The organism is Acinetobacter sp. YT-02, from assembly GCF_002412355.1.
GTDB classification, from domain to species: Bacteria; Pseudomonadota; Gammaproteobacteria; order Pseudomonadales; family Moraxellaceae; genus Acinetobacter; species Acinetobacter towneri.
In genome coordinates, this window is sequence record NZ_NOZT01000048.1 from 1 (window position 1) to 24,424 (window position 24,424).

22 protein-coding genes and 1 pseudogene are annotated in these 24,424 nt (G+C 36.8%); 9 read left to right on the forward strand and 14 right to left on the reverse strand.

Translation table 11 applies throughout. From position 1 onward, the window contains the following. Positions 1-245 precede the first annotated feature (245 nt). Positions 246-902, forward strand: a complete 657-nt coding sequence (gene nth, locus CF596_RS11635) for an endonuclease III (RefSeq protein WP_086197754.1) — start codon at positions 246-248, stop codon at positions 900-902. Between the two features lie 228 nt (positions 903-1,130). Continuing rightward, a pseudogene (locus CF596_RS11645) lies at positions 1,131-2,451 on the forward strand (ISNCY family transposase). 190 nt (positions 2,452-2,641) lie between these two features. Here the strand turns inward: CF596_RS11645 and CF596_RS11650 are convergent. Further along, the gene (locus CF596_RS11650) at positions 2,642-3,100 is read right to left on the reverse strand and encodes a DUF2147 domain-containing protein (protein WP_096902547.1); all 459 of its coding nucleotides are present in this window, start codon (positions 3,098-3,100) and stop codon (positions 2,642-2,644) included. Between the two features lie 420 nt (positions 3,101-3,520). Here CF596_RS11650 and CF596_RS11655 point away from each other — a divergent pair, with 420 nt between their 5' ends. The 4 genes from CF596_RS11655 to CF596_RS11670 all read left to right on the forward strand — a co-directional run bounded on the left by CF596_RS11655 (position 3,521) and on the right by CF596_RS11670 (position 8,567). Beyond that, complete coding sequence (locus tag CF596_RS11655; protein ID WP_096902548.1) at positions 3,521-5,380, forward strand: ABC transporter ATP-binding protein; 1,860 nt, start codon at positions 3,521-3,523, stop codon at positions 5,378-5,380. Positions 5,381-5,607: 227 nt separating this feature from the next. Continuing rightward, positions 5,608-6,636, forward strand: coding sequence for an AraC family transcriptional regulator (locus CF596_RS11660; protein WP_096902549.1), 1,029 nt, complete (start codon positions 5,608-5,610; stop codon positions 6,634-6,636). Positions 6,637-6,707: 71 nt separating this feature from the next. Continuing rightward, complete coding sequence (gcvH, locus tag CF596_RS11665; RefSeq protein ID WP_096902550.1) at positions 6,708-7,082, forward strand: glycine cleavage system protein GcvH; 375 nt, start codon at positions 6,708-6,710, stop codon at positions 7,080-7,082. 294 nt (positions 7,083-7,376) lie between these two features. Further along, complete coding sequence (locus CF596_RS11670; protein ID WP_096902551.1) at positions 7,377-8,567, forward strand: MFS transporter; 1,191 nt, start codon at positions 7,377-7,379, stop codon at positions 8,565-8,567. Between the two features lie 123 nt (positions 8,568-8,690). Here CF596_RS11670 and CF596_RS11675 read toward each other — a convergent pair whose 3' ends face one another. Then, complete coding sequence (locus tag CF596_RS11675) at positions 8,691-9,749, reverse strand: 3-deoxy-7-phosphoheptulonate synthase (protein ID WP_096902552.1); 1,059 nt, start codon at positions 9,747-9,749, stop codon at positions 8,691-8,693. Positions 9,750-10,266: 517 nt separating this feature from the next. Then, the gene (locus tag CF596_RS11680) at positions 10,267-11,382 is read right to left on the reverse strand and encodes an S-(hydroxymethyl)glutathione dehydrogenase/class III alcohol dehydrogenase (RefSeq protein WP_096902553.1); all 1,116 of its coding nucleotides are present in this window, start codon (positions 11,380-11,382) and stop codon (positions 10,267-10,269) included. A 282-nt stretch (positions 11,383-11,664) separates the two neighbouring features. On the opposite strand from CF596_RS11680, the gene CF596_RS11685 reads away from it, so the two are divergent. Then, positions 11,665-13,143, forward strand: coding sequence for a phospholipase D family protein (locus tag CF596_RS11685; protein ID WP_004973717.1), 1,479 nt, complete (start codon positions 11,665-11,667; stop codon positions 13,141-13,143). Between the two features lie 77 nt (positions 13,144-13,220). On the opposite strand, the gene CF596_RS11690 is transcribed toward CF596_RS11685, so the two are convergent. Both CF596_RS11690 and CF596_RS11695 read right to left on the reverse strand, forming a co-directional pair. After that, entirely contained in the window at positions 13,221-13,805 is a 585-nt protein-coding gene (locus CF596_RS11690) for a uracil-DNA glycosylase family protein (RefSeq protein WP_004973715.1), read from the reverse strand. A gap of 392 nt (positions 13,806-14,197) precedes the next feature. Beyond that, complete coding sequence (locus CF596_RS11695) at positions 14,198-15,025, reverse strand: BRO family protein (RefSeq protein WP_096902555.1); 828 nt, start codon at positions 15,023-15,025, stop codon at positions 14,198-14,200. A gap of 199 nt (positions 15,026-15,224) precedes the next feature. Here CF596_RS11695 and CF596_RS11700 point away from each other — a divergent pair, with 199 nt between their 5' ends. Beyond that, positions 15,225-15,638: an Arc family DNA-binding protein gene (locus tag CF596_RS11700; protein WP_242439157.1), complete on the forward strand. Its 414-nt coding sequence runs from the start codon at positions 15,225-15,227 to the stop codon at positions 15,636-15,638. Positions 15,639-15,725: 87 nt separating this feature from the next. Here the strand turns inward: CF596_RS11700 and CF596_RS11705 are convergent, their stop codons facing one another. The 5 genes from CF596_RS11705 to CF596_RS14590 all read right to left on the reverse strand — a co-directional run bounded on the left by CF596_RS11705 (position 15,726) and on the right by CF596_RS14590 (position 20,113). Continuing rightward, positions 15,726-16,751 carry a hypothetical protein gene (locus tag CF596_RS11705; RefSeq protein ID WP_096902557.1) on the reverse strand — a complete coding sequence of 342 codons (1,026 nt, stop codon included), beginning with the start codon at positions 16,749-16,751 and terminating at the stop codon, positions 15,726-15,728. A gap of 11 nt (positions 16,752-16,762) precedes the next feature. After that, the gene (locus CF596_RS11710; RefSeq protein ID WP_096902558.1) at positions 16,763-18,178 is read right to left on the reverse strand and encodes a DUF3696 domain-containing protein; all 1,416 of its coding nucleotides are present in this window, start codon (positions 18,176-18,178) and stop codon (positions 16,763-16,765) included. Positions 18,179-18,215: 37 nt separating this feature from the next. Continuing rightward, positions 18,216-18,713, reverse strand: a complete 498-nt coding sequence (locus CF596_RS11715) for a PIN domain-containing protein (RefSeq protein WP_096902559.1) — start codon at positions 18,711-18,713, stop codon at positions 18,216-18,218. Next, entirely contained in the window at positions 18,710-19,525 is an 816-nt protein-coding gene (locus tag CF596_RS11720) for a hypothetical protein (protein ID WP_096902560.1), read from the reverse strand. The genes CF596_RS11715 and CF596_RS11720 overlap by 4 nt, the downstream gene beginning before the upstream one ends. Before the next feature lie 222 nt (positions 19,526-19,747). After that, positions 19,748-20,113, reverse strand: a complete 366-nt coding sequence (locus CF596_RS14590) for a hypothetical protein (RefSeq protein WP_131261438.1) — start codon at positions 20,111-20,113, stop codon at positions 19,748-19,750. 153 nt (positions 20,114-20,266) lie between these two features. Between CF596_RS14590 and CF596_RS11725 the strand changes: the two genes are divergently transcribed. Beyond that, complete coding sequence (locus tag CF596_RS11725) at positions 20,267-20,860, forward strand: hypothetical protein (protein ID WP_096902561.1); 594 nt, start codon at positions 20,267-20,269, stop codon at positions 20,858-20,860. An 83-nt stretch (positions 20,861-20,943) separates the two neighbouring features. Here CF596_RS11725 and CF596_RS11730 read toward each other — a convergent pair whose 3' ends face one another. The 4 genes from CF596_RS11730 to CF596_RS11745 all read right to left on the reverse strand — a co-directional run bounded on the left by CF596_RS11730 (position 20,944) and on the right by CF596_RS11745 (position 24,387). Further along, entirely contained in the window at positions 20,944-21,654 is a 711-nt protein-coding gene (locus tag CF596_RS11730; protein ID WP_096902562.1) for an SGNH/GDSL hydrolase family protein, read from the reverse strand. Between the two features lie 162 nt (positions 21,655-21,816). After that, positions 21,817-22,560, reverse strand: coding sequence for an SDR family oxidoreductase (locus CF596_RS11735; RefSeq protein WP_004973576.1), 744 nt, complete (start codon positions 22,558-22,560; stop codon positions 21,817-21,819). Positions 22,561-22,570: 10 nt separating this feature from the next. After that, positions 22,571-23,269: a histidine phosphatase family protein gene (locus CF596_RS11740; protein WP_096902563.1), complete on the reverse strand. Its 699-nt coding sequence runs from the start codon at positions 23,267-23,269 to the stop codon at positions 22,571-22,573. Further along, the gene (locus CF596_RS11745; RefSeq protein WP_096902564.1) at positions 23,266-24,387 is read right to left on the reverse strand and encodes a phosphotransferase family protein; all 1,122 of its coding nucleotides are present in this window, start codon (positions 24,385-24,387) and stop codon (positions 23,266-23,268) included. The genes CF596_RS11740 and CF596_RS11745 overlap by 4 nt, the downstream gene beginning before the upstream one ends. Positions 24,388-24,424: the final 37 nt, after the last annotated feature.

Consider the following 24,424-nt stretch of genomic DNA (forward strand, 5'->3'; position numbering starts at 1 on the left):
TGCTCACCCAAGCCTTATTTGAAAAAATTACTTAAAAAATGGGAGCTTAAGGCTCCCATTTTTATTTCGTATAACGTGTATTATGTTAATTTTAGAAAATCTTAACCAGAGCTTGTAAACTATTTGTGTAAGTTCAATTTTTTATAAATGATCTTTTATCTACTAATAAAAATGAAAAGTAATACTGACATTTTTTCTTAAATTTTTATAAAGTTAAAGCACTTTTAATAGTTTAGATTTCTTTCATGACTACAAATCCAGAAAAAATTTCGAAAATTTACTTAATCTTAAGCCAGACCTATGAAATTTTCGAGAATACAGATGATCCATGGATGACCAATGGATTATCAAGCAATCCTTTTAAAAGTCTGGTTTCTGTCTGCTTATCAACTATGACTACGACTAGCAGAGTTGTAAAAGCATGCGTTCCCTTATATGAAAAGGTATCAACATTTGAGGAACTATTAAAACTAGAGGATGAAGAATTAAGAGAAATAATTAAACCTGTAGCACATTACAATCGTAAAACTAAAAACCTAAAAGTTATGGCTCATCAGATTATTACTAAGTTTAATGGTGAGATACCAAGCAACAAAAAAGACTTACTCTCATTGCAAGGAGTTGGGCCAAAGGTTGCAGATATTATGATGAATTTTGTATTCGACACCCCTAGTATCGCTGTAGATACGCACATTTTAAGACTACTAAATAGGCTAGGTATCGTGAAAACATCTTCGGCTGAAATTGCAGCTGAGACTATAAATACCATCACACCAATTGAATTTAAAAAGCATGCTCACGAATGGTTAATTCAACATGGCATGAAAGTATGTCATGCAAGAAAACCTAAATGTGAAGAATGTGTCATATGTAATTATTGTTCTTATAAAACCATCGGATGATGTTTTATATCTACTTCATTAATACTAAACTGATTGAATTATTCCATACAGTAGAAATTAGAGAGGAATGACGTATGTAAGTACCTCATTTAACATAATGTACATTATACGTAATCAATCGTGTAACTCCAAAATAGAAATGTCCGGTTTCTCCAAAGTAAAAATGTCCGCTTTTAGAATATGCACTTTTGCAATTTCGTTAGCGGACGGTTTGATATGTTGGTGTCTATGTCGGATAAAGAACTTAAACGATTGTCGGTTTTGCAGGAAATCTGCGATCAACGCATAACTCAATCCCAGGCTGCTCAGCTACTTCATATCTCAGAACGTCAGATCAGACGCTTACTGCAGAAATACAAAGCTCAAGGCCCAGTTGTATTAGCCCATGCCGGTCGTGGCCGAACCAGCAACTCCAGGCTTCCTGAAGAAATCAGGCTCAAGTGCCTCAATCTTGTCGCTGAGCAATTCCATGGTTTCGGACCCACTTTAGCGCATGAAAAGCTCACCACTGTTCATGGATTTAAGATTTCAGTGGAAACACTGCGTTCCTGGATGATTGCAGCCAATTTATGGATTCCTCGCTCCAAGCGCCTGAAACGTCCATATCAACCTCGATATAACCGCGATTGCTTTGGTGAGCTAATCCAGATTGATGGCTCATATCACGATTGGTTTGAAGGACGTGACGCTAAATGCTGCTTGTTGGTTTATATTGATGATGCCACTGGAAAGCTGTTGCATCTGCGCTTTTGTGAGGCCGAAACGACCTTTGATTATATGCTCAACCCGAGCCTACATTGAGCAATACGGCAAGCCTTTGGCCTTTTATAGCGATAAACACTCAGTATTTCGAGTCAATCAGAAATCCAAGCAAGACAGCCAGATCACGCAATTTGGCAGGATTCTCAACGAATTAAACATCGATATTATCTTTGCCAACTCACCACAGGCCAAAGGACGTGTGGAACGCGCCAACAGAACTCTGCAGGATCGCCTGATCAAGGAAATGCGTTTGGAAGGCATCTGCTCAATTACCGAGGCCAATGCTTGGCTGCCCTGCTTCATTGAGCAGTTCAATCAGAAGTTTGCCAAGTGTGCGAGAAACTCGAAGAACTTGCATCGACCTTTAACGGAATCTGATGCTGAGCTAGAGGATATTTTTACCTTGCAGGAACAGCGTAAGGTCACGAAGAATCTGACTATCACGTATGACAAGTGTATTTATATGCTTGAGCCAACACCACTGAACCACAAACTTGTTGGGCAATACATAACATTTTTAGAGTATCCAGATGGTACTGTGGCCATCATGCACGAAGGACGGAAGATCAACTACAGTATTTTCAATAAACTGGCTAGACTGCAGCAGAATGAAGTAGTTGAGAATAAAAGATTAGGTGCGGTTCTGGCCCATATCCAGCAACAACATGAAGAGTTGGAAAAACAAAATAAAAGTTCCCGTGCCAAGAAAAGTATGCCGAGTCGTAAAGCTCAGAAAGTTGTTATTGAACAAAGAAATTTAAATCCTGTTCTTGACTCTTGCAGTTAAAAACAGGACATTTTAAATGGTTTATCGCATAGACATTTTAATTGGTGAATAACAAATAAATATTAAGTAATTGATATGTATTAAGTTATTTTAAGTATTCGGTATCTCAATTTACCTTATCATTCACAAAAAGATAAAAAGCTACTCAATCTTTCAATCAAGTAGCTTCAAAAATACGCCGTACAATCTGTTAAAGTTTTTTCCAAGTCATCGTGCTAATCGCATTCGCGCTCTTGGCTTTGCCATATACTTTCATTTGATTATTCGCCGCATTTAATTGAGCATCAATTTTATAGACATAACCATCTTTCGGATTAATCCATTGTCCTTGCGAAAATTGTTTTGGATTTGAATTTGCTACCAAGCCTTCTAATGCCTGCATGCCTTTTATGGGCTGATTCTTTAAGTTGCCTTGGCATTTGCTACATACCTCTAATTGAGTTGTGCCTACCGACAATAAATTTCGAGTAATTACAGCACTATATTCCGAAGTTTTAGAGTTCTTACGAATCACAATTTCCGCAACATAATGCCCTGTATGATCATCAATGACTTTCCATGTACCAATCAATGGATCAAATGGCATGGCTTGAACAGGAAAAATAAATCCAAAATATAGTGCAATTGCACCTAAAAAGTTACGCATCATAAAAATATCAACTTAAAACCAATTTACAGCACGGTTGTGCTAAAAATGGGCGTGATTATAGCAATCAATGTTGAGTTTAAATAAATTTTTCATAAAAATTAAATATTTATATGCTATTGGTTCGATGAAATATCATTAAAAATGTGAACCAATACGCTTTTTATGGGTAGATGAATTTTGATGCGTTGCAGCTTTATGCATAAAAGTGAATCTGTAACGTGGTTTTGTATGCCAATTAATCATCTATATTTCTTCTTTCAACATTTGCTGTGTTATGGCGTAAACTAGACCTACAAGCTGTATCACTATAAGTTAAGAAATATTCACAGGAATGCTCTTAACTTTATCCTAAGTTTTTGTTTTTACTGTCTTAAATTTATCTATCTTTAAATTTAGGTTTAGTCATCAAGGTAACATCGTATGCTCAAGTGGTTCGAGAAACTTATAGATCCTTATCCAAATAAAGGTTTGACCGAACCCTTGCCAACCACGTTTTTTGCCTTTGTTTGGCAAGCAGCTTCAGGTGTACGTCCATATTTATTGTTATTGGTTTTATGTACTGCAGGCGCTGCCAGCTTTGAAGCTTTGCTATATGCAAAAATTGGCGATTTAGTCACATGGCTTAGTCAAAGTCAGCCAGATACTTTCCTTGCGCAACATCAGCAGAACCTTACTTTGCTGTTTTGTATTTTATTGGCCAATATCTTTTTTGCCAGTGCGCAGTCAATTGTGAAGCATCAAATGTTATACAGTGGTTTTCCAATGCGTTTGCGTTGGCGTTTCCACAATTTAATGTTGCAACAAAGTCTGGATTTTTTCCATAATGATTTTGCAGGAAGACTCTCTGCCAAAGTCATGCAAACCGCCTTAGCAGTACGTGAGTTTTGGGTCATTTTGGGCGATATGCTTGCCTATGTATTCATTTACTTTATTACGATTAGTCTGGTATTGGGCGCAATTTCTCCAATGCTCATTTTGCCGTTATTGCTATGGTTGGCTTTATTTATTCTTGCAGCAGCTTATTTTATTCCGCGTTTGAGCAAAGTATCTAATGAACAAGCCGATGCACGTGCAGTGATGACAGGACGTGTGACCGATGCTTATACCAATATCCAAACCGTAAAATTGTTTGCGCATGCAGGCCGTGAAAGCCAATACGCCAAAGCATCTATGCAAGAATTTATGGTGACGGTTTATAAACAAATGCGTTTGGGCGCTCAATATGAAATCAGCATCAATTTACTGAGCGTGGTGTTGTATGTAGGCGTTTTAGGTACTGCAATTTGGCTGTGGTTAAATGGTCGTGCAGAATTGGGGATTATTGCAGCCACCACAGCCATGATTCTTAAACTCAACAGTATTGCCGAGTTTATGATGTGGCAGACCTCTGCCCTGTTTGAAAATGTCGGCACCATTCAAGATGGTATGAAAACTCTCGGACGTCCAATTGCGATTCAAGACAAAGCCGATGCAAAACCATTACAAGTTGCTCAGGGCGAAATTCAGTTTAAAGATGTCAGTTTTGCTTATAACAGTAAAAACGTGATTGATCAGTTTAATCTGCATATTCGTGCAGGCGAAAAAATTGGTATCGTGGGACGTTCAGGCGCAGGTAAATCGACCTTAATTCAATTGCTTTTACATTTTTATGAGCTCAAACACGGCTCAATTATGATTGATGGGCAAAATATTGAAGATGTAACCCAAGACAGTTTGCGTAAAAATATTGCACTTGTCACTCAAGATACTTCGCTATTACACCGTACTGTGGCTGAAAATATTAAATATGGTCGTCCTGACGCGACTGATGCAGAAATGTTTGAAGCTGTACGCAAAGCCAAAGCCGAAGAATTTATTCCACAATTGACCGATTTACGTGGCAAAAAAGGCTATGAAGCCTACGTGGGCGAACGGGGTGTTAAACTTTCAGGTGGACAACGTCAACGTATTGCCATTGCCCGTGTTTTCTTAAAAGATGCACCTATTTTAATTTTAGATGAAGCCACCAGTGCGCTCGACTCTGAGGTTGAAGCGGCAATTCAATCGAGCCTCGATGAACTCATGCAAGGTAAAACTGTAATCGCGATTGCACACAGACTATCTACCATTGCACAAATGGATCGTTTAATTGTGCTCGATCAAGGACGTATTGCAGAACAAGGTACGCATGATGAACTGGTGGCTATGAACGGAATTTATGCACAACTTTGGCAGCGTCAAACAGGTGGTTTTTTAATTGAACAAGATAAAATCGTAAAACCATCGACTGATAAAAATTAGCATCTCCAGCAACTTTGCTGTAACTCAGGCTTTGATGAAATGCAGATTTATCGCATATAGTCAAAGCCTGTTTTGTCTAACAATTTCCATAGAATTTCTTTAATTTTCATGCCAAGATGCAATATGTCATCTACGTTCTTATGTCGCCGTTTGGCAAACTAAGATATGCATAGATGACAGTCGCTAAGGCAAATTAAAATAAAATTAGCAAATGCAATGGAACATGCATGAAAACAATATCAGCACGTCAGGAACAAGGTGTTCCAGGGGTTTATGGCTTATTGGTTTTGGATGTTGTATCCCGTTGGGGTTATAACGCAGATACCTTATTTGCACCATTTCAACTCAATAGCGAAATGTTGGCAGACCCAGAATGTCGTATTCCTACACCTATTGCCAATGAGTTGGTTAAACATGCTTTAAAACTTACAGGCGAATCGACGCTCGGTTATCATCTTGGTACGCAAATGCGCATTTCCATTCATGGCTTTATTGGCTATGCGATTATGACTGCGCATGAAATTAGTGATGCGTTGATTTTAGCCAATCGTTTTATTCAACTGCGTATGCCCTTTTTACAATTGTTTTTCTCAACTTTTGGTGAAAAAGCCAGTCTGCAATTGCAGTGTGATATTCACATGGAACCTTTACGCACAGAAATTGCCATCGCTTTAATTATTGGCATGATTACCATGAGTAAAGCCATGACAGGTACCGAACACTTTACAGGTGAAGTCGATTTTGACTTTCCTAAACCTGCAGGTTTTGATCAATATTTTGCGAAATTTCCTTATCATCAATTCCGTTTTGATCAGCCGTATTTAGGTTTAAGTTTTGACAAGCAATATCTAGGCTTAAAAATGATTAATGCCGATCCTATTGCCAGTCAAATTGCGATTAATCAATGTGAAGCCGAACTTTCTGCTTTAGGTGAACGTCGCCGCATTTCTATGCGAGTACGTGATATTTTAACCCACGCAGAACAGCATTATTTAAGCATTGAAAATGTTGCCGACTATCTACACATGTCCGACCGCACACTCAAACGTCAACTGGCTGCAGAAGGTACTTCATTTTCAAACTTGGTCGATGAAGTACGTTATCGGCATGCAACTTCCCTGCTTTCCCGTACAGACTACACGCTAGAACAAATTGCCGATGAATTGGGTTATAGCGATGTGGCAAATTTTAGTCGTGCTTTTAAACGCTGGAGTGGACGCAGTCCGAGCAATTGGCGTAAAGATCCGTATTTATAAACTTTTGTTTTTAGCAAAAAGCATGTATAAAACATGGCAAAAAGATTCGATACAATTTAAGGAGTTATCAAATGAATCACCCAGCGGAATTAAAATATGCAAGAACACATGAATGGGTGCGTATTGAAGGTGATTTGGTCGTCACAGGCATTTCAGACCACGCACAAGATGCTTTAGGCGATTTGGTCTATGTAGAAGCACCTGAAGTTGGTCAAAAAGTAATTGCGGGTGAACAAGCAGGTGTGGTTGAGTCTGTTAAAACAGCTTCAGATATTCACGCCCCTGTTTCAGGCGAAGTAGTTGAAGTAAATAGCAATTTAGACGATGACCCTGACTTTGTAAATGATGAACCGTATGGCAAAGGCTGGATTTATAAAATCAAGCCAGACAATATGGCAGATGTGGAACAGCTTTTATCAAGTGCGGACTATGAATCTGGCTTATAAGCCTTAAATTTGTAGTGTTTAATCGCTCAAATTCAAAGAAATCAGCTTCGGCTGATTTTTTTTGCATTGCAATTTGCGAAATAAATAAAATTATCTTTATTTGATAAAACAATTAAAAAAATGGAATTAAAATCTAATTTTAGTTTTAATTTTATTAAATAACTATACTTTTCACATAAATGGGTTTATTATTTTTTGCATGATCTTACTGTGTGATGACTTCCAATAACAAAGCATCTGTATAACAAAGTACACATTGCACGCTACTCCACTCACCATATATAGGTTTAAGTTATGTCAGCTATAAATGTCGAACATTTATGGAATAAGTCGTTTATTCTCTGCTTATTCAATAACTTGTTCTTATTCATATTTTATTTTGCGCAAACGACAATTTTGCCTATTTATATTGTGAATGAGTTGGGTGGTAGCTTGTCACAGGCAGGTTTAGCCATGACTTTGTTTATGTTATCTGCAATCGCGATTCGCCCATTTAGCGGTTTGATTATTGAAAAATTTGGTGTAAAGAAAACCTTATATGTTTCTGAAATCATGTTTTGTCTGTGTAGCGTGGCATACATTTTTGTAGATAGTTTACTGTTTCTACTCGTACTGCGTTTTTTACATGGGATTTGGTTCAGCATTGTCACCACAGTTACCGTCCCTATTGCCAATAACTTTATTCCAGACAGTTGCAAAGGTGAAGGTATGGGCTATTTTTTGGTGTCAGTAAATTTAGGGATTGTATTGGGACCTTTAATTGGTTTAAGTCTGATTCAAAGTGTTTCTTATGCCAGTATTTCTACCTTACTATCCGTCAGTGTTTGGGTAGGTTTCGCCTTCTGTTTAATGATTCCAATTGCGACCCAAAAAGTAAAAACTGAAACAACACCTAAACGTAAATTAGGGCTTCAAGATTTTGTAGAGAAAAAAGCAATTCCTGTATCACTCATGGCGATGATGGTTTCTTTCGCGTATGCCAGTATTATGTCATTTATTTCCACCTTTGCAGAATCACGCAATATGCTGTCTTATGCGAGTTTATTCTTCGTGATATTTGCAGTTTCGATGATGATTTTGCGCCCAATTACAGGCAAAATTTATGATCGTAAAGGGGCGAGTTATGTGATTTATCCTGCAATTATATTATTTGCTTTAGGATTAATTGTCTTGAGTCAGGTACACAGTGTATTCGGTTTTATGTTGGCTGCTGCATTAATTGGTGTAGGGTTCGGGTCTGCCCAACCTTGCCTGCAAACCATTTCAATTCAACGCTCCCCTAAAGATCGTATTGGTCATGCCACATCAACCTATTTCTGTTGTTATGATATTGGGATTGCCATTGGTGCTTTAGTTTTAGGTTATGTGATTGCGGGTTATGACTATACCGCAGCGTATTTGCTCTGTGCTGTTGTGACCTTAATCAGTTTAATTTTCTATAAATTTGTTGTGGCTAAACAACCTAATGCAGATATTCAGGCTTAGTTTTTAATAGCAGCAAAAGAATTGTTATTTTAAAAACTAATCTAAGAAGAGTTGATTTTTAAATACTCTCCCACCCAAAAAACCTGAAATTTCAGGTTTTTTGGGTTTCTGGAGTTTTATTTTTTATGCAGTTTTAGCCAAAACCTGACGATTTAAGCTTTCAGCGACCTCAATAAGCAGTTGTTCAGTCTTATCCCAACCCAAGCAGCCATCGGTAACAGATTGACCATAAGTCATCTCGCAAGAAATCTTTTGATTTCCATCCACCAAATGACTTTCTAACATGATGCCACGGACTTGCGTCTGTTCACGTTCTGCCACAATGGTACGCAAGACTTGCGGTTGTTGTTGTGGGTCTTTATGGCTGTTACCGTGACTACAGTCAATAATCAATGCAGGCAACTGCCCTTTGGCTTTGTGCTGAATTTTCTCAATTTCTGCCAATTGATAATTTGGCCCTGAATTTGCGCCACGTAAAATTAAATGCGCGTGTGGATTACCTTGTGATGACAAAATAGCAGGTAAACCCGACTGGCTCATTCCCATGAATTGATGTGGATGACTTGCCGATTGAATTGCATCTAATGCAATTTGAATTGAGCCATCAGTTCCGTTTTTGAAACCAATGCTATACGGCATGGCGCTAGAAATTTCACGGTGAATTTGTGATTCACTGGTACGTGCGCCAATTGCACCCCAAGCCAGTACATCATCAAAATATCCCGTTGCCATTGGGCTTAAAATTTCAGAAGCAATTGGTAAACCCATTTCTATAATTTGTAGATACAGTTCACGTGATTTTTCTAAGCCTAGTTGCATATTTGCTGAGCCATCTAAGTCTGGGTCATACAAAAAGCCCTTCCAGCCTATTGTGGTACGTGGTTTTTCGATATAGGCACGCATCACCAAGAAAATTTGATCTGAAACTTGGCTTTGTAATAGCTTTAATTTTTCTGCGTATTCGAGTGCTGCTTGCGGATCATGAATTGAACAAGGTCCTGTAATGACCAATAAGCGAGGGTCTGTGCCCGCTAAAATGTTCTGAATAATCTGTCGATGTTGTGCGATTTGTTGTTTTAGCGCAGATGAAAGTGGGAGTTGCGCTTTGAGTTGATGCGGTAAACTTAAACTAATTTCAGTATTGTTGGTCTGTTGTTGTAAAGCAGTATTTAAAGCATTCATTGGTCTGTTCCTTTGGACTGTTTCTCTTTTTTACAGTCCGATCATTTATTTCAGCGTTATGGGTCTAATGGATTGCAAGGTTTGAGTCATAGATTGACTAAAGTAAAACCAATAAAAGTTGCTAAAGTATGAATAATTAACGTTGTACATGATTAAATCTCCGAAAAACCTATAAAATTCAAAACACCAGACATAAAAAAACCTGATCAGGGTTGCCGATCAGGTATCAACTGGTGGGCAACCTTTTGCCCGAACGCGACTCAGGCAATCATTGAAACTGCCAAAAGTAATAGTAAGCGTTTGCGATTAAAGGTTGCTTTAACATCTTGTTTTCATCAAAAAATGAGCTGTTAAAATTAAAATACGCTGTATTGTTCCGTTTGGCAATCCTTTTTGTAAAATAATTTTTATTGGATGTATTTATTAAAATTAAGCTGCTGTTTTAGCGAATCCAGGGGTTAAAAAAACCAAGCCGAAGCTTGGTTTTTGTTGGGTCTTTATTTAAGCGCGTTACTCATCATTGATCAAAATGAATCACACTACGAATAGATTTACCCTCATGCATTAAATCAAAGGCTTCATTAATTTGGTCTAGCCCCATGGTGTGCGTTACAAATGGTTCGAGTTGAATATCACCCTTCATGGCTTCTTCAACCATGCCTGGCAATTGCGAACGACCTTTTACACCACCAAACGCAGTTCCTTTCCAAGTACGACCTGTCACCAATTGTAATGGACGAGTTGAAATTTCCTGACCTTCACCTGCAACACCAATAATAATGGATTGTCCCCAACCACGATGCGCACACTCCAAAGCGGAACGCATCACATTGGTATTTCCAATACATTCAAAAGAATGATCTACGCCCCAACCTGTTTTTTCAACAATGACTTCCTGAATTGGGCGGTCATAATCTTTTGGATTTAAGAATTCGGTTGCACCAAATTGTTCTGCCAATTTGAATTTCTCTGGGTTGGTATCAATGGCGATAATACGGCTGGCTTTGGCTTTATGCGCACCTTGCACAACTGCTAAACCAATACCACCTAAGCCAAATACTGCAACGGTATCGCCTTCTTGGACTTTTGCAGTATTTTTAACTGCACCTAAACCAGTTGTAACACCGCAACCTAATAAGCAAACTTGCTCATGATTGGCTTCAGGATTAATTTTTGCTAAAGATACTTCAGCAACTACCGTATATTCACTAAAGGTTGAACAGCCCATGTAGTGATAAATCGGTTGTCCATTATAAGAAAAACGTGTCGTGCCATCAGGCATTAAACCTTTACCTTGTGTCGCACGTACGGAAACGCATAGGTTGGTTTTACCAGATTTACAGAATAAACATTCGCCACATTCTGCTGTGTAAAGCGGAATCACATGATCGCCTGGTTGAACACTGGTCACACCCTCACCAACTTCAACCACAATACCTGCACCTTCATGGCCAAGAACTGCAGGGAAAACACCTTCAGGATCTTCACCCGATAAGGTAAATGCATCGGTATGGCATACCCCTGTGTGGGTAATTTTGACCAAGACTTCTCCAGCCTGCGGCGGTGCAACATCAATTTCAACAATTTCAAGCGGCTGACCTGGGCCGAATGCGACGGCTGCACGTGATTTCATGAGCAAATTATCCCTAAAAAATACATTAACAGATGATAAGGGGCTGCTGACAATTCGTCTATGTTTGCGATGTGAGAGAGATATCTCGCAAGCTATTTATAAAATATCAACAGACTCTCACAATACCCTCTTTCTATTCAGAGTTTCAAGCATTAACATGAGGATAATCTCCATGTATAAATACAGAATGACTTAAGAATAATCATGAAGATCCAAAGACCTTGTTACTGGCTTGGAATGTTGGCTTTTTTCGCTATTTTACTGACAGGATGCAGTTTACCGATGAATCAAGCGAGCAAAGATAGCCCTGTTGAGCATTATGTAGATCATTGGCTGAATGGTCAGGAAATTGATGCACATTTATCCCAAAATTTAACAGCGTATCTTTCTCTAAATGATGCCTTTAGTAGCATCGCCTCGCGTTTATATTTGATTCAAAAAGCACAGCACCATTTAGATTTACAATATTACATTTGGGAAGATGATTTAATTGGTCAGTTGATGTTGGCTGAACTGCTCAAAGCAGCAGATCGTGGTGTAAAAGTTCGTTTATTAATTGATGATCAAAATGGTACGCAACTTGATCCAACCTTAAAACGGCTTGCTCAGCATCCTAATTTTGAAATAAAAATTTTCAATCCGTACAAATATCGGCATTTTCGTGTGATGGATTATTTGTTTCGTTTTAAACAAATCAATCGCCGTATGCACAATAAACTAATTATTGCCGATGGGGCGATTGCCGTGACAGGTGGGCGTAATATTAGCCGTGAATATTTTGATGCCAGTGAAAATTTTCAATTTACTGATATGGATATTCTATTCTATGGCAGTGCTGTCCCCCAAGCCAATGCCGTGTTTTTAGAGTTTTGGAATGACGAACTAAGCTATTCAGTAAAGCAATTATTAGGCACAGGCAACGCGTTGCAATTGAGAGAATTGCGTAATCGCTATGAATTAAATGCCAAATATAAAGATAAAATTCGTGAACGTGTGGCTAACGCGCAAGAAGAAGTCAGCATCAAATTAGAACAACATCCTGTACAGTGGGTACGTGCGCATTTTGTGGCAGATTCTCCGAATAAAATTCGGGGTACAGCTCAAGGCGAGCAACTGATTTACAAACAAATGTTAAAGTTAATGGGTGAGCCCAAACAACATTTAGAACTGGTTTCTGCCTATTTTGTCCCAACAGAAGATGGTCTTAAAACACTCACTCAACTGGCTGAAAAAGGAATACAGATACGTGTATTGACCAATTCATTTTTAGCCAATGATGTGCCTTTGGTACATGCATTTTATCAGCAGTATCGCGTAGATTTACTTAAATCAGGTATTCGTTTATATGAATTTAAGCCTTATATTGAACGAAAAAAGCGTACTTGGTATGAAGTTGCAACGGGTAACGTAATTCCTGCCAAAGGCAAAAACGCCTCGAGTTTACATGCCAAATTCTTTGATATAGATGGCATGGTCTTTGTAGGTTCTTTTAACCTTGATCCTCGTTCTGCAAAATTAAATACCGAAGTTGGCTTGGTGTTAGAGTCTGAACAATTGCAAAACGATGTTTCTCAATCTTTAGACCGCTATTTGCCACAAATTGCGTATGAACTGCAATTAGACGAAAACGGTCAAATTATTTGGTTAGATCATCAGGCAGATGGCAGTATTCAAACGTATCATCATGATCCTGAAACCACACAGTTTCAGCGTTTTATGATGAAAACAGTTTCATTATTCCCTATTGAATGGATGATGTAATGACAATAGATAGACATTAATTATGGAAGCGTATTTTTCTTTCTCTGCCATCACTGTCTACAATTATTTAAAGTTACTTATAGTAAGCCTATTTCTTTAAATAAGTTAAAATACGCTTCTGCCTTTTTCTCTAAAGCTAAAGGATAGGCTCGTGAAGATGAAGGCATCCGATATAAATGCAGCTCACGCTTGGCAAAATAGCAATGTGTCGCCTGCCCAATTTGAGGTTTTTCGGCAGATTCAGGCATAGATAACATGAGTGTATCAGTCGCTTTATCGCCTGTGGTCATAATGCTTTGACATAAAGGTATCTTGCTTAAAAGTGCTGCAATATCCATTGGTTTTTCAATCTGTAAAAATTTGTCTGATGCATTGCCTTTTAAGCGAATCACCTGCTGCGCCGTATCTGAAATAGCAATGCCAGTGGTGTTTAAAAAATCAATAATTTTATGAAGATGAAAATTTTTAGCTTCTAAATCTAAAAAGTAGTTTTTATCTTGAAAAAAGCATAAGCCCAAAATTCGCCACATATCATTTTGATAATTCGGATAATAAAAATCCATTTTCCAACGGCTTTTAGGTGGTGGAAAACTCCCCAGCATTAACAGCTTGGCATTGGCTGGTAAAAAGGGTTCGAGTGGATGGGTTTCTATTTCTGACATTGTTTAAAATCAATAAGTTATAATGCGATTTGAAAAAATAATTTTGACTAAATATCAAAAGATTGTTTATTAAATTTTAGCATAATTACAGGTTTCTCAACGATACAATCCATTCCATTTAATGCTTTTTAAATTAATGCCTGCAAAATTCCTGCAAAACTTTTGCAAAACTATTATGGAAAATATAGAGCGCATTGACCATTATGACAAAATAAAATTATGAAAATTTGGTACTAAAATGGGTGATTTTTCATAAAAAAATAGCGAACAGTAAGTCACTACTGACTTAAAAATATCGTCTAAATACGCTGTTCTTTGGAATGAAAAAGGCACCATAAGATTAATGCCAGTCACTCTCTTAACTGACTGGCATTAACCAAAGGTGGCTAAAACTAAATGACAGGAGTTAAACTGCGGCATTCTGACAGTGCTTTGTAGTCTATCCCGCCCTTATGCCAATCATGTCTTTGTGCCAACTCATAAATTGGCATGTAGACTTCCCTGCCTACAATTTGCCGTGCATCTTCTGCAGCAAATTTAAAATGGTCATGGATACCATGTCCCATAGTCGGGCTAATCTTGCGGATCGCTTCTCCGAACTCTGTCCACCAGTGGTTGAGCCATAGCGCATGTAGTGCCATTGAACGTGAGCGATCTGAAACAGCAGTATGGCTTTTCTCTGCTTGAGAAAATAACGCTATTAAGTGATGCACGTACTCCACGGCGGCGGGAATGGCATCGTATGGAATTTCTTCAATGTGATCTACATTAAAGCGTTGATGCACAAGTTTGTATGCTTCTGAGTAATTCAAGTGCTTGCTTTTAGCTACGAGCATATTCACAGCATTGGTTAGTGGTTCACGCTCTGATTTGTGGGTTTTGGCTACTGGTGCATCTACCTCTTTGTCCAAAATATCTAAAACCCATTTTCGGAATTGCTTAGCGATAACTGTTTTGGAAAACATAGCAATTAGGTGAGCACTACGAAGCGAGAAAATACGGTTTTCCATTTCCACTTTACCCGTCTTTCTAACGACACTCATTTTGAGGGTCGTTGTCATTGATGCAGTAAACTCATCTTTATTACGCTCATACACCTGAGTAACTGCATCAGATTTTACATAACCTAGTGCCCCAGCCAATTCGCTCGCAGTTAACCAAACTTGCCCATCTTGCTGTATGGGATTAAATTTAACTTCATTAAATGTTAGACTAATCATGTCTTTTCTCCTGGTAGAGAATTAGATAGAGCCCCTTGTTTGATGTGAGAGTCGCAAGGGGTTTTTTATCCCCATTGGGGATGCATTAAACTGTATTCTTCAAAATATATGTTGTCAATCCCCATTGGGGATATTATTATAAAAATAATTTGGACTGAACTAACTAAAAATGGCTAGAAATTTAGACGTCGAATATAAAATGCGTATGACGCAAGAGCTAAAAGACAAAATTGTCGAATCGGCTAAAGAACTAAATCGCTCAATGAATGCGGATATTGTGGCTCGACTTGAAGAAAGCTTTTTGAGAAATGAGAGTTCTGCTCCTGCCAGTTCTGATGTAAAAATCATTCATTTAAAAAATGGAAAAAAACGTGTGGTTTATGGAAAGTTGCTCAATATGCTTGATTTAGACTACACACAAGAACTCTCTGCCCTACAAAATGATATTCACCTTTCTCTTGAAGTATTAAGTGGCTCTTCTTTTTGGAATTCATTAAAGTTTTTCAATAAAGATGTTTTAGTTTATAAGGGCAACAATCATATTGACGTTGTAGATAACGGCAAAAAAAGCCTTGGTTGGTTGGTTGTTGAAGATCATTATGCCAGTACTTAAAAAAAGTGATAAAAGCTAATTTTTGAATATGAGTTATATAAATAGCCATAACAAATAATATCTTGTTATGGCTATTTTAAATTCTTATTAAACGATAATTTTTTCTGAATTATGATAATCACCAATAGATAAAATTAAATCTTTAACAACTTTTTCTCCAGTAAAATAATCAAAATTATTATCTTCTATTTGCTCACTAACTCGCATAAAGTTTAAACCTTTACTTATTCTATAGTAAGAGTTATCAAATCTAAAATATCTATCATGTCCACTTACTCGAAAAAACTTATTCTCAACATCAATAATTTTAAAACTTGATATATTCTTTTTTAAAGGACTTGTTAAGAATTTATTTATATAATTCAATAAAGCTTCTTCACCATCTTTGGCTCCTAGAGCTTTGACTTTATCTAGCAAAATATTATCTTCATTAATCTCATTAATAGAAGATACGATTATAATTCTATATTTTCCATCATATTTAGAAATCTTTTTTAGGAGATACTCGAAGCTTGATGATGAATTTTTAATTTTATCTTCGACAATACTTTTAAATAAATATCTGTCAATTATAGTAATATCTGTGCAATATTTACACAAATCACTAAATTTATTTTTCCAGATTGTTTCTAACTCATCACCAACTACTGTCTTTTTTTCAAAATTATTCTTAACTTCATTAAAAGAAGGTGAAACCAAAATCTGACCAGGTGTTATAATTTCAAAACTGCCTTGAAGCTTAGAAATAGTTCCTAACTCAGTTAACATATAAAAATGATCTTCATCAGAAAATAGTACTTTAAAAAATTTACTATATTCCTCTATTCCATTATACATAGGTTCATGATTAGCAAGCTCATTAAGATTCTTCCAATTTTCTGTAAGTTTCTTTACTTTAAAAAAATTTGGGGATGTTAATACTGCTGTCCAAATTTTCCGGTGATTTTGATCTATTGTCTTTAAGTATTCTTTAAAATCTAAATTTTCTGGAAATACAAATACTCCATATTTTTTCCAATATTGATTTAACTGCTCGTGAATACTTGGATTATATTTATCACACAACAATTTGGATGAAAAACAAGCTCCATCAAACGAAAAATGAACTAACATGCAACTTTATCTCACCCAAAAATTTCATCAATTCGTTCATCAAAAAATCCTGCTGGCCATTCATCCCTAAAACTGCCATCTTCATCAAGTCTAATGTGATGAAGCTTTGAACCATTTGAAGTTGGATGTACATAAACAATTGAGATATCTTCAGGTTTAATTCTGTTATCTTTCATACGTAATAATTTTTGAAGACGCAGCATTAAGGCTTCACTATGCGTTTCAATAATCCATTGATTATTTTTACATGTATCAACAAAAAACTCAGCCAAGTCTGCCTGTAATTTTGGATGTAAATGAATTTCAGGCTGTTCTACACAAATAGTTGAATTTTTTCTAATTATCCCCTCGACAATGACTGGTAAGATTTGACTAATCCCAACCCCCACATCAGAAGGACCAACTACAGTGTTTGTTCTTAAATCCTCTAGTAGTATAGAAATTACAGGGCCTGTTAAATCATCTCCTAATTCTTTAATAAGTATTTTATATGGGATTTTATATTTAAAAAAATAATCATTTATTTTATCTAATAATAATTCACCCTGAGACGAAAGAAAAAAACCTATATTATTTCCATCAATCCCAACACTTATTTCACTATCATTTTCAAGCATATAAATTTTCTTTATTCTTTTTCGTAATGGTCCAATATAAGAAATAGTACTCAGTTTATCTTTTAAATTCGACGCATTTTTAGTTACAACATTATTAACTAATTGTGTAATAGAAAACTGCTCTGGATGTATCTTATAAGTACTCATTGGAGGCAAATCAAAAGACAGTTCTGTTGAAGATGGAACAGAGTAGTTTAATGTGCTTTTGTATACTGGAAGCGTAATCATTTTTTTAATGATGGCTTTATCTATTTTTAATTTATGAATATCTTCAAAAAAGTAATTATTATTATCACTATATTTAAACGATAAAGAGCTTTCATTTAATTCTTCTTTAGTCATTTTTAATGGATTGTTCAAAACTAAATTATTTACAAACTCATTAATTACATTTATTTTTTTCTTTTTAAAATTCATTTCAGAAAAGTACTTGTAATTTTTTAAGAATGAAAAACCTTGCTCACCTGAATCACCGATATATCCATAAACAAATTCAAATCTTTTATGATATTTATTATATTCTTTCTCATTATCTATATAATAATACTCCACATTAAATTCAATATCTTTATTTAAATCATGTTTATTAACAATGACAGGGAAGTTTCCCAATTTTAAATTTAACCCATTTGTAACCAAGCCACCATTCTTATTTGGTTTTAACATTGTCTGTTGCAACAATAGCAATGATTGGATTATAGTAGACTTTCCAGATGAATTTGGGCCATAAATCAAAGTTATTGGCGCTAATTTTAATTCCTGCCAGTCAGAAATACTTTTAAAATTCTTAATAGAAAGCTTTTCAAACATAAAAAATTAACCTGAGATTATTTATAAAATTTTAACTTTATTGAACTTTTTGACTTTCAGCTACAATCAAACTCGCCATTTGCTCAAAGTAATGATTATTCATATAATCAAAAACACTCAAATTTAGATCCAGCTCATTCACTATATTTCTAACCCCATTATCATGCGATACAAGAATAGTTGCATTATTAGCTAATGCAATTCCAATAATCTGTATATCAACTTTAACTTTTTGCCGTGGTTCTTGAGACTTTTGGTTCTGTGGTAGCTGGCGATAATCACGATAAATTTTTGCAGCGATTAAAGCAGCCTTTGCATCAAAGTCTAAATTCTTAAACTTTGAATTAGGCTTTAATAAGCTTAAAGAACGGGCTTCATTGTCATCACCAGCGATAAACTCAGAAATTACAGGCATGGGCAATGCAATAGATAATTTTTCATTTTGCTTAAGGAATGTATTTAGATTTTTAAATTCAGCCTCATTCTTATTTGTCATTAATAAAGTAATTAAGGCATTCGTATCTAAGATAATCAATCTTGACGCTCCTTCAGCCATTCACCAATAGGATCATCATATTTCGACCAATTTGATGCACCTTTTGATCTAAAGTCATCAATCCATTCATCTAATGTAACGTCTTCGATAACATGGAATTTGTGAATAACATATTTTTTCAATATTAATTGATAAGAATTTGATTTCGTTAAGTATGTGGCTTTTCCTTCAAATCTTAAGCTTTGATCAGTATTAAAAAATGGATGTAGTTCTTCTAATAACTTTTTAGAACACTGCGCTGGTACCTCTTCACCATTATTCAAAATAATCGTAATGTGGTCTGACTTATCTTTTCCTTTTTGTAGACGGGTTAGACGGCCATCTAAAGATTCTTCTTGGGTGAAAACATCTTCAGTTTCGACTTCAGGAACGACATATAAAATTTCTTTAGGTTTATAAACCTTATCTTCTCTTAATGTGCCATAAGAAATTTCAGCATGACTAAAGGCATACTTACCCAACTCTTTTTGGATACGGGAAATCTGTTTGCGTTTTGCTGTGGTGTCTTTAGTTACATTTAAAATTGCGACAGATTTAAGGTCTTCAGGAACTGTTATGGCAATGGTCGTTGAACCTTCTTTAATTGTATTAAAGCTCGCTTGTTTAACACCAACAATTTGACCTAAGGCTGATAGTAAGTTAACAACACTTGAAATTTCCAAATCGTGTAAATGTCCATCATGGATTTTTAAAACAAAATCAAGATCGCCAGCTTGCTCTTGATGAACAGCTGGATCTAAAAGATCTAGACTCTGTTGGGTTGGTTTCCCTTTTTTATCCACTTTTGACATTTCAGGTCATCTTAAAATGCTACTGCTCATAGTATGTTCAATATCTTTAGTTTTATAAAGCAAACTTACTAAATTTAATAAATACATCTTTTATGGCTAAATCTATGATTTGTCAACCAACTTTTTGGACTAAAACAGAGATTTGTCAACTAAAGTGCCATTTGGACATTTAGTACTGAAAAATAAAAGCCCGCATCAGCGGGCTTTTTTAATAGAAAGAAATTAATAAATAATACCATCCCACCAACCACGCACATCTCTGTTGGTAGTATATGAGGCAGTGTTACCTGGTTTCAGTGTGTAGTTGCAGGTGTAAACTGTTGCATACTGACGGCCAGTTCTTGCATGTGTCAGATAATTGGTTTGTACCGCTCTTCCAGTAGAACAACCAGATAAGCTCAAGGCTTCTGATAATGTCGTATAGGAGGTTGATAGTCTTTGTGTTGGTCCATCACATTGATATTTACCTGAATTAGTCTCCCAACAAACCGCAAGTGCTGTATTAGGAGAGTCATCAGCTATTACTTGCGTGGATCCAAAAATTGAAAAACACATAGTTATAGCTGCAAATAATTTTAAAGTCTTCATCTTTAATTCCCCTTAAAAAATTAACTCTGAAATGCTGCTTAAAAATTCATATATAGCAAGACTATTTAAATAAGGATACTCCCAATATTGGGATGTCTTTTGAAAGGATCGTAGATTAATTTAAGAACAATACTGTAATAAAGGGACGCAAAAATGAAAAAAAATATAGTTGGACTAATCGTGTTTTCATTTATATCCATGTGTACATTTGCTGCGACTAATGGAACATATTCCATTCAAAATGGATATTATTCAATTGATGCGAGATTTGAAGAAAACAAACTTGTAATTGTTGAGCCGAATAAGACATCAACCTACCTAAAGAATAGTTCTGGCGATTATATTTTTACGAATCCTACAAACAATATCACCTATGGTATGCGCGTGTTGGACGATAAAACTTTAGAAGCTTTTAAACCAGGCGTTCCAAACTCGTCGACTATCCTAACTTTGAAATCTTCAGCACCAAAGGTTCAATCAGCCTCAAATGATGGTAAAAGCAATCAAATGAAAGCACTCGCTGATAAATATTTTAAGCTTGCAGAAACAGATAGTGATAATGTTCATACTTGGGCAAATTGTGCATCGGTAGCTTTGGCGTATTCAAGTCTGTCTATGGACAAAGCAAAAGAAATGGAGCTACAGGCAGCAACTTTAATTAAGTTAAGTCAATCGCCTGTAGCAAGCACATCTCCTTGCTCTGAAGTAATATCTAATAAGACTTGGATGTCCGCTCCAAGCTATTAATAAGCAAAGTTAAGTTAAGCAAAAGCCCTCACTTGAGGGCTTTCTTATACGCATTACCGAGTTTTACATCATAAGAATTCTACCTAAAACCGTTCTAAAATCATCTCCGCGACTTCTTTGCCCCAAATTTGGTAAATTTCTTTACTTGGATGAAAACCATCTTTTGCCATTTCTAAATTCATGGATTGATATTTTCGAATATCATATTCAATCCACTGCATATCTTCTTGTTGTGCAATCATTTTTTCTAATTGTAAGTTCATTTGTTTTGCGTATTGTCCAAATAGCCAAGATAATGGATTGGGCAATGCGGGAAATAAATGCATTGGTGGAACCCCCGTAGCAATGATTAATTCAGGTTGGAATTTCGCTTGAATAAGTTGATAAAAATGTTGCTGTTGTTTAATCCAAGTCTGTGCCGACATTAAGCGTGTTACATCGTTGACACCAACAGAAGTAACCACAACATCATATTTTTGATTTACCAGTTTTTTCGTTTTTTGAATGACTTGTGAGGTAGTATCTCCAGACTGCGCCTCTAAACGCCAATGTACTTGGTACTGATGCTGCAAAGCAGAAATCACCGCACCTAAAAGCGCATCATTTTGATGTGCTACCCCAACGCCTGCAGCGGCAGAATCGCCTAAAATCAATAATGACAGCGTTTGCCCTTGCCCTGTAATACCTTCTCGTGCGCCTTCGGCTTCAGGCAATCGGATCGTGTTCTTTTTAACACGACTTCCCTGAATCACCAAAGCGGGAATTAAGGCAAGGGTTGCTGTTCTAAGCCACATCACATTTCACTCTTAAATACGAAAACCGAAAATACAAATTTTAAACCCAAACAAAAGTAGAGACTCAAATATAAAAATAGCATCGTGTCATTTAAAGTGATTGCATTCATCATCAGCTTTAAATTTCAGGATGCTATTCAAATACTATGATATCGCTGCTATTTAGCCGAGTTTATTGACCAATTTTAATGGTAAAACTTTCATAGCTAAGCCCAATGGCAACCATGGCCATTTAGGTACATAGGCTTTAATTGGCGCTTTTTCAATTTCTGCAGCAAGTAAGCGTGAACCTGTTTTTTCATCAACTTCAAAAGGCAGTTTTTTTGCACCTTCGTTGATTTCGGTACGAATATAACCAGGGAAAATAGTCGTAACTTGAATAGGTGTATCAATTAATTCTGCACGAATTCCTTCTGCTAAATGTGCTACTGCAGCTTTACTTGCACCGTAAGCAGTAAGATGTTTTGGCATACCACGAATGGCACTCATAGATGAAATCATCACCAAATGCCCTGAGTTTTGCTCACGGAAAATTTCAACCGCGGCTTCACACTGCGCCAAAGCTGAAATAAAGTTGGTTTCTACTGTGGCTTTGTTGATGGCAAAATTACCTTTACCAATGCGACGTCCTTCGCCCACGCCTGCATTGACAATAATGCGGTCAATTTGTCCAAAATCTTGTTTAAATTCACGAAACACCTGAAACACCTGATCATAATTGGTGACATCCAGCGTTTTTGCAATAACACGAATACCAAACTGGCTTTCCAGTTCTTGTTTCAGCGTTTCCAAACGCTCTAAACGTCGGGCGCAAATTGCAAGGTTATAACCCATTTGAGCAAATTCACGTGCCATACCCGCACCAATACCTGAACTTGCACCTGTAATTAGAATTGTTTTTGTCATGGTTTGATCCTTAAATCCAAGTCAATAAATTTGAGTTTTCAGCTTTAATAAAATGATGTTCATTCAAGCTTAACAGTTGTGGTTCACTGCCGACCAAACGTAAAGTGGTGATACTTGAGTTAGTAATTGCCCAGTTCAATGCAAAGGTTTTATTGGGCGTTAAGCCTAAAATTTTACCTGCAGCCACAGAAATCACACCACCAGAAGTAAATACCACAGCATATCGCGGTTGTTTTTGGGCTAAGTCATCACATAAATGCTGCAATGCATCTTCGACACGCTGTTTAAAATGCGGCCAAGATTCTTCATATTCATGGTGATATTCACCGCCCGTCCAGCGTTCTATCGCACCTTCAAAAATTTTTGCCAAATATGCACGAGGATTGACCTCTTTGGCGACATCTTCTTTCATCAATTCAGGTTGATTAAAACGCGGTTCATACTGCGCGAAAACCTGTTGATGATTAAACTCGTTCCATGCACTGTCGGTATGAATTTCGACCTCAGGAAAACATTCTGCCAAAGCCAGTTGTGCAGTTTGCTGATGACGCTGCATTGAACCAGCAACGACATAAGGCGCTTCTTTTAAAATACGTTCAAAGTAGCGGCCGAGTAATTTGGCCTGTAACTCACCATTAGGCGAAAGTTGGTCATAACTTTCTGCACCAAACGAAGCTTGCCCATGACGAATTAAATAAATAGTGGTCATTTCGGCATGAGTTCCTTAAATTTAGCGATGTATTTTTGCGCCAGTTCATTGGCTTCAATCTTTTGTAAACCAATAAGCTTCAACGCACGAATATGCAAGGCATGAATCACAATCCAGAAGTCTTTAAACGCAGGATTATTGGTTTGTTTGTGGTAATAGCGATAATAAATTTGCTGAGCAATCACGGCTAAACGGAAAATTCCAAATACTTCATAGAAAGTCCAGTTGTCAGTGCTTAATCCAGTTTTTTGCAAATAGTAGTCCACCACTTGCTGACGCGTGAACATGCCTTTTAAATGCGTTGGTTGACGACGAGTGGCTTTAAAAATTTGGTTGTCCGTATCTTCTACCCAATATGCCAAAGCCGAGCCTAAATCCATGAGTGGATCGCCCAGTGTTGCCATTTCCCAGTCCAGCACGCCAATAACTTGCGTCGGATTTTTGGGGTCTAAAATGACATTATCAAAACGCCAGTCATTATGAATAATACAAGTTTTTGAATCGGCAGGAATATGGTCTAACAACCATTTACGCACATACTTAAAAGATGGCACGTTAATGGTGTGTGCTTTTGCATAGCGAGCATCCCAACCTTCTACCTGACGACGACAATAGCCATCGCCCTTGCCTAATTTTTCAAGCTCTGTCCCCTGATAAGGCACTTGATGCAATTCAATGAGTTTATCAATGACATTCACACAAAGTTCATGCACTTGCGTTTCGTTAAACTCAAGTTCAGGCGGCAATTTAGCTCGTGGAATAATACCTTCAATGCGTTGCATCACGTAAAAATCACAGCCAATTACAGATTCATCCTGACACAAAGCCACCATTTCGGGTAATACAGGATAAAATGGTGCTAAATTCTTTTGCACATGATATTCACGTGCCATGTCGTGGGCAGATTTGGCCTTAGTACCTTTAGGTGGACGACGTAAAATTAAATCGGTATTACTATACTTGAGGCGATAGGTCCAGTTCGATGCACCGCCTGAATATTGTGTGACTTCTACAGGTTCTACGACATCGACATTTTGTTGTTTTAACCATGCTGTCACTGCCTGAATATCGAGTTCTTCGCCTTCGCGTACTGTGCCGCCTACATCAATAACTGACATTATTTTTCCCTAATTTTCCAATTTTTTTAATCTAACA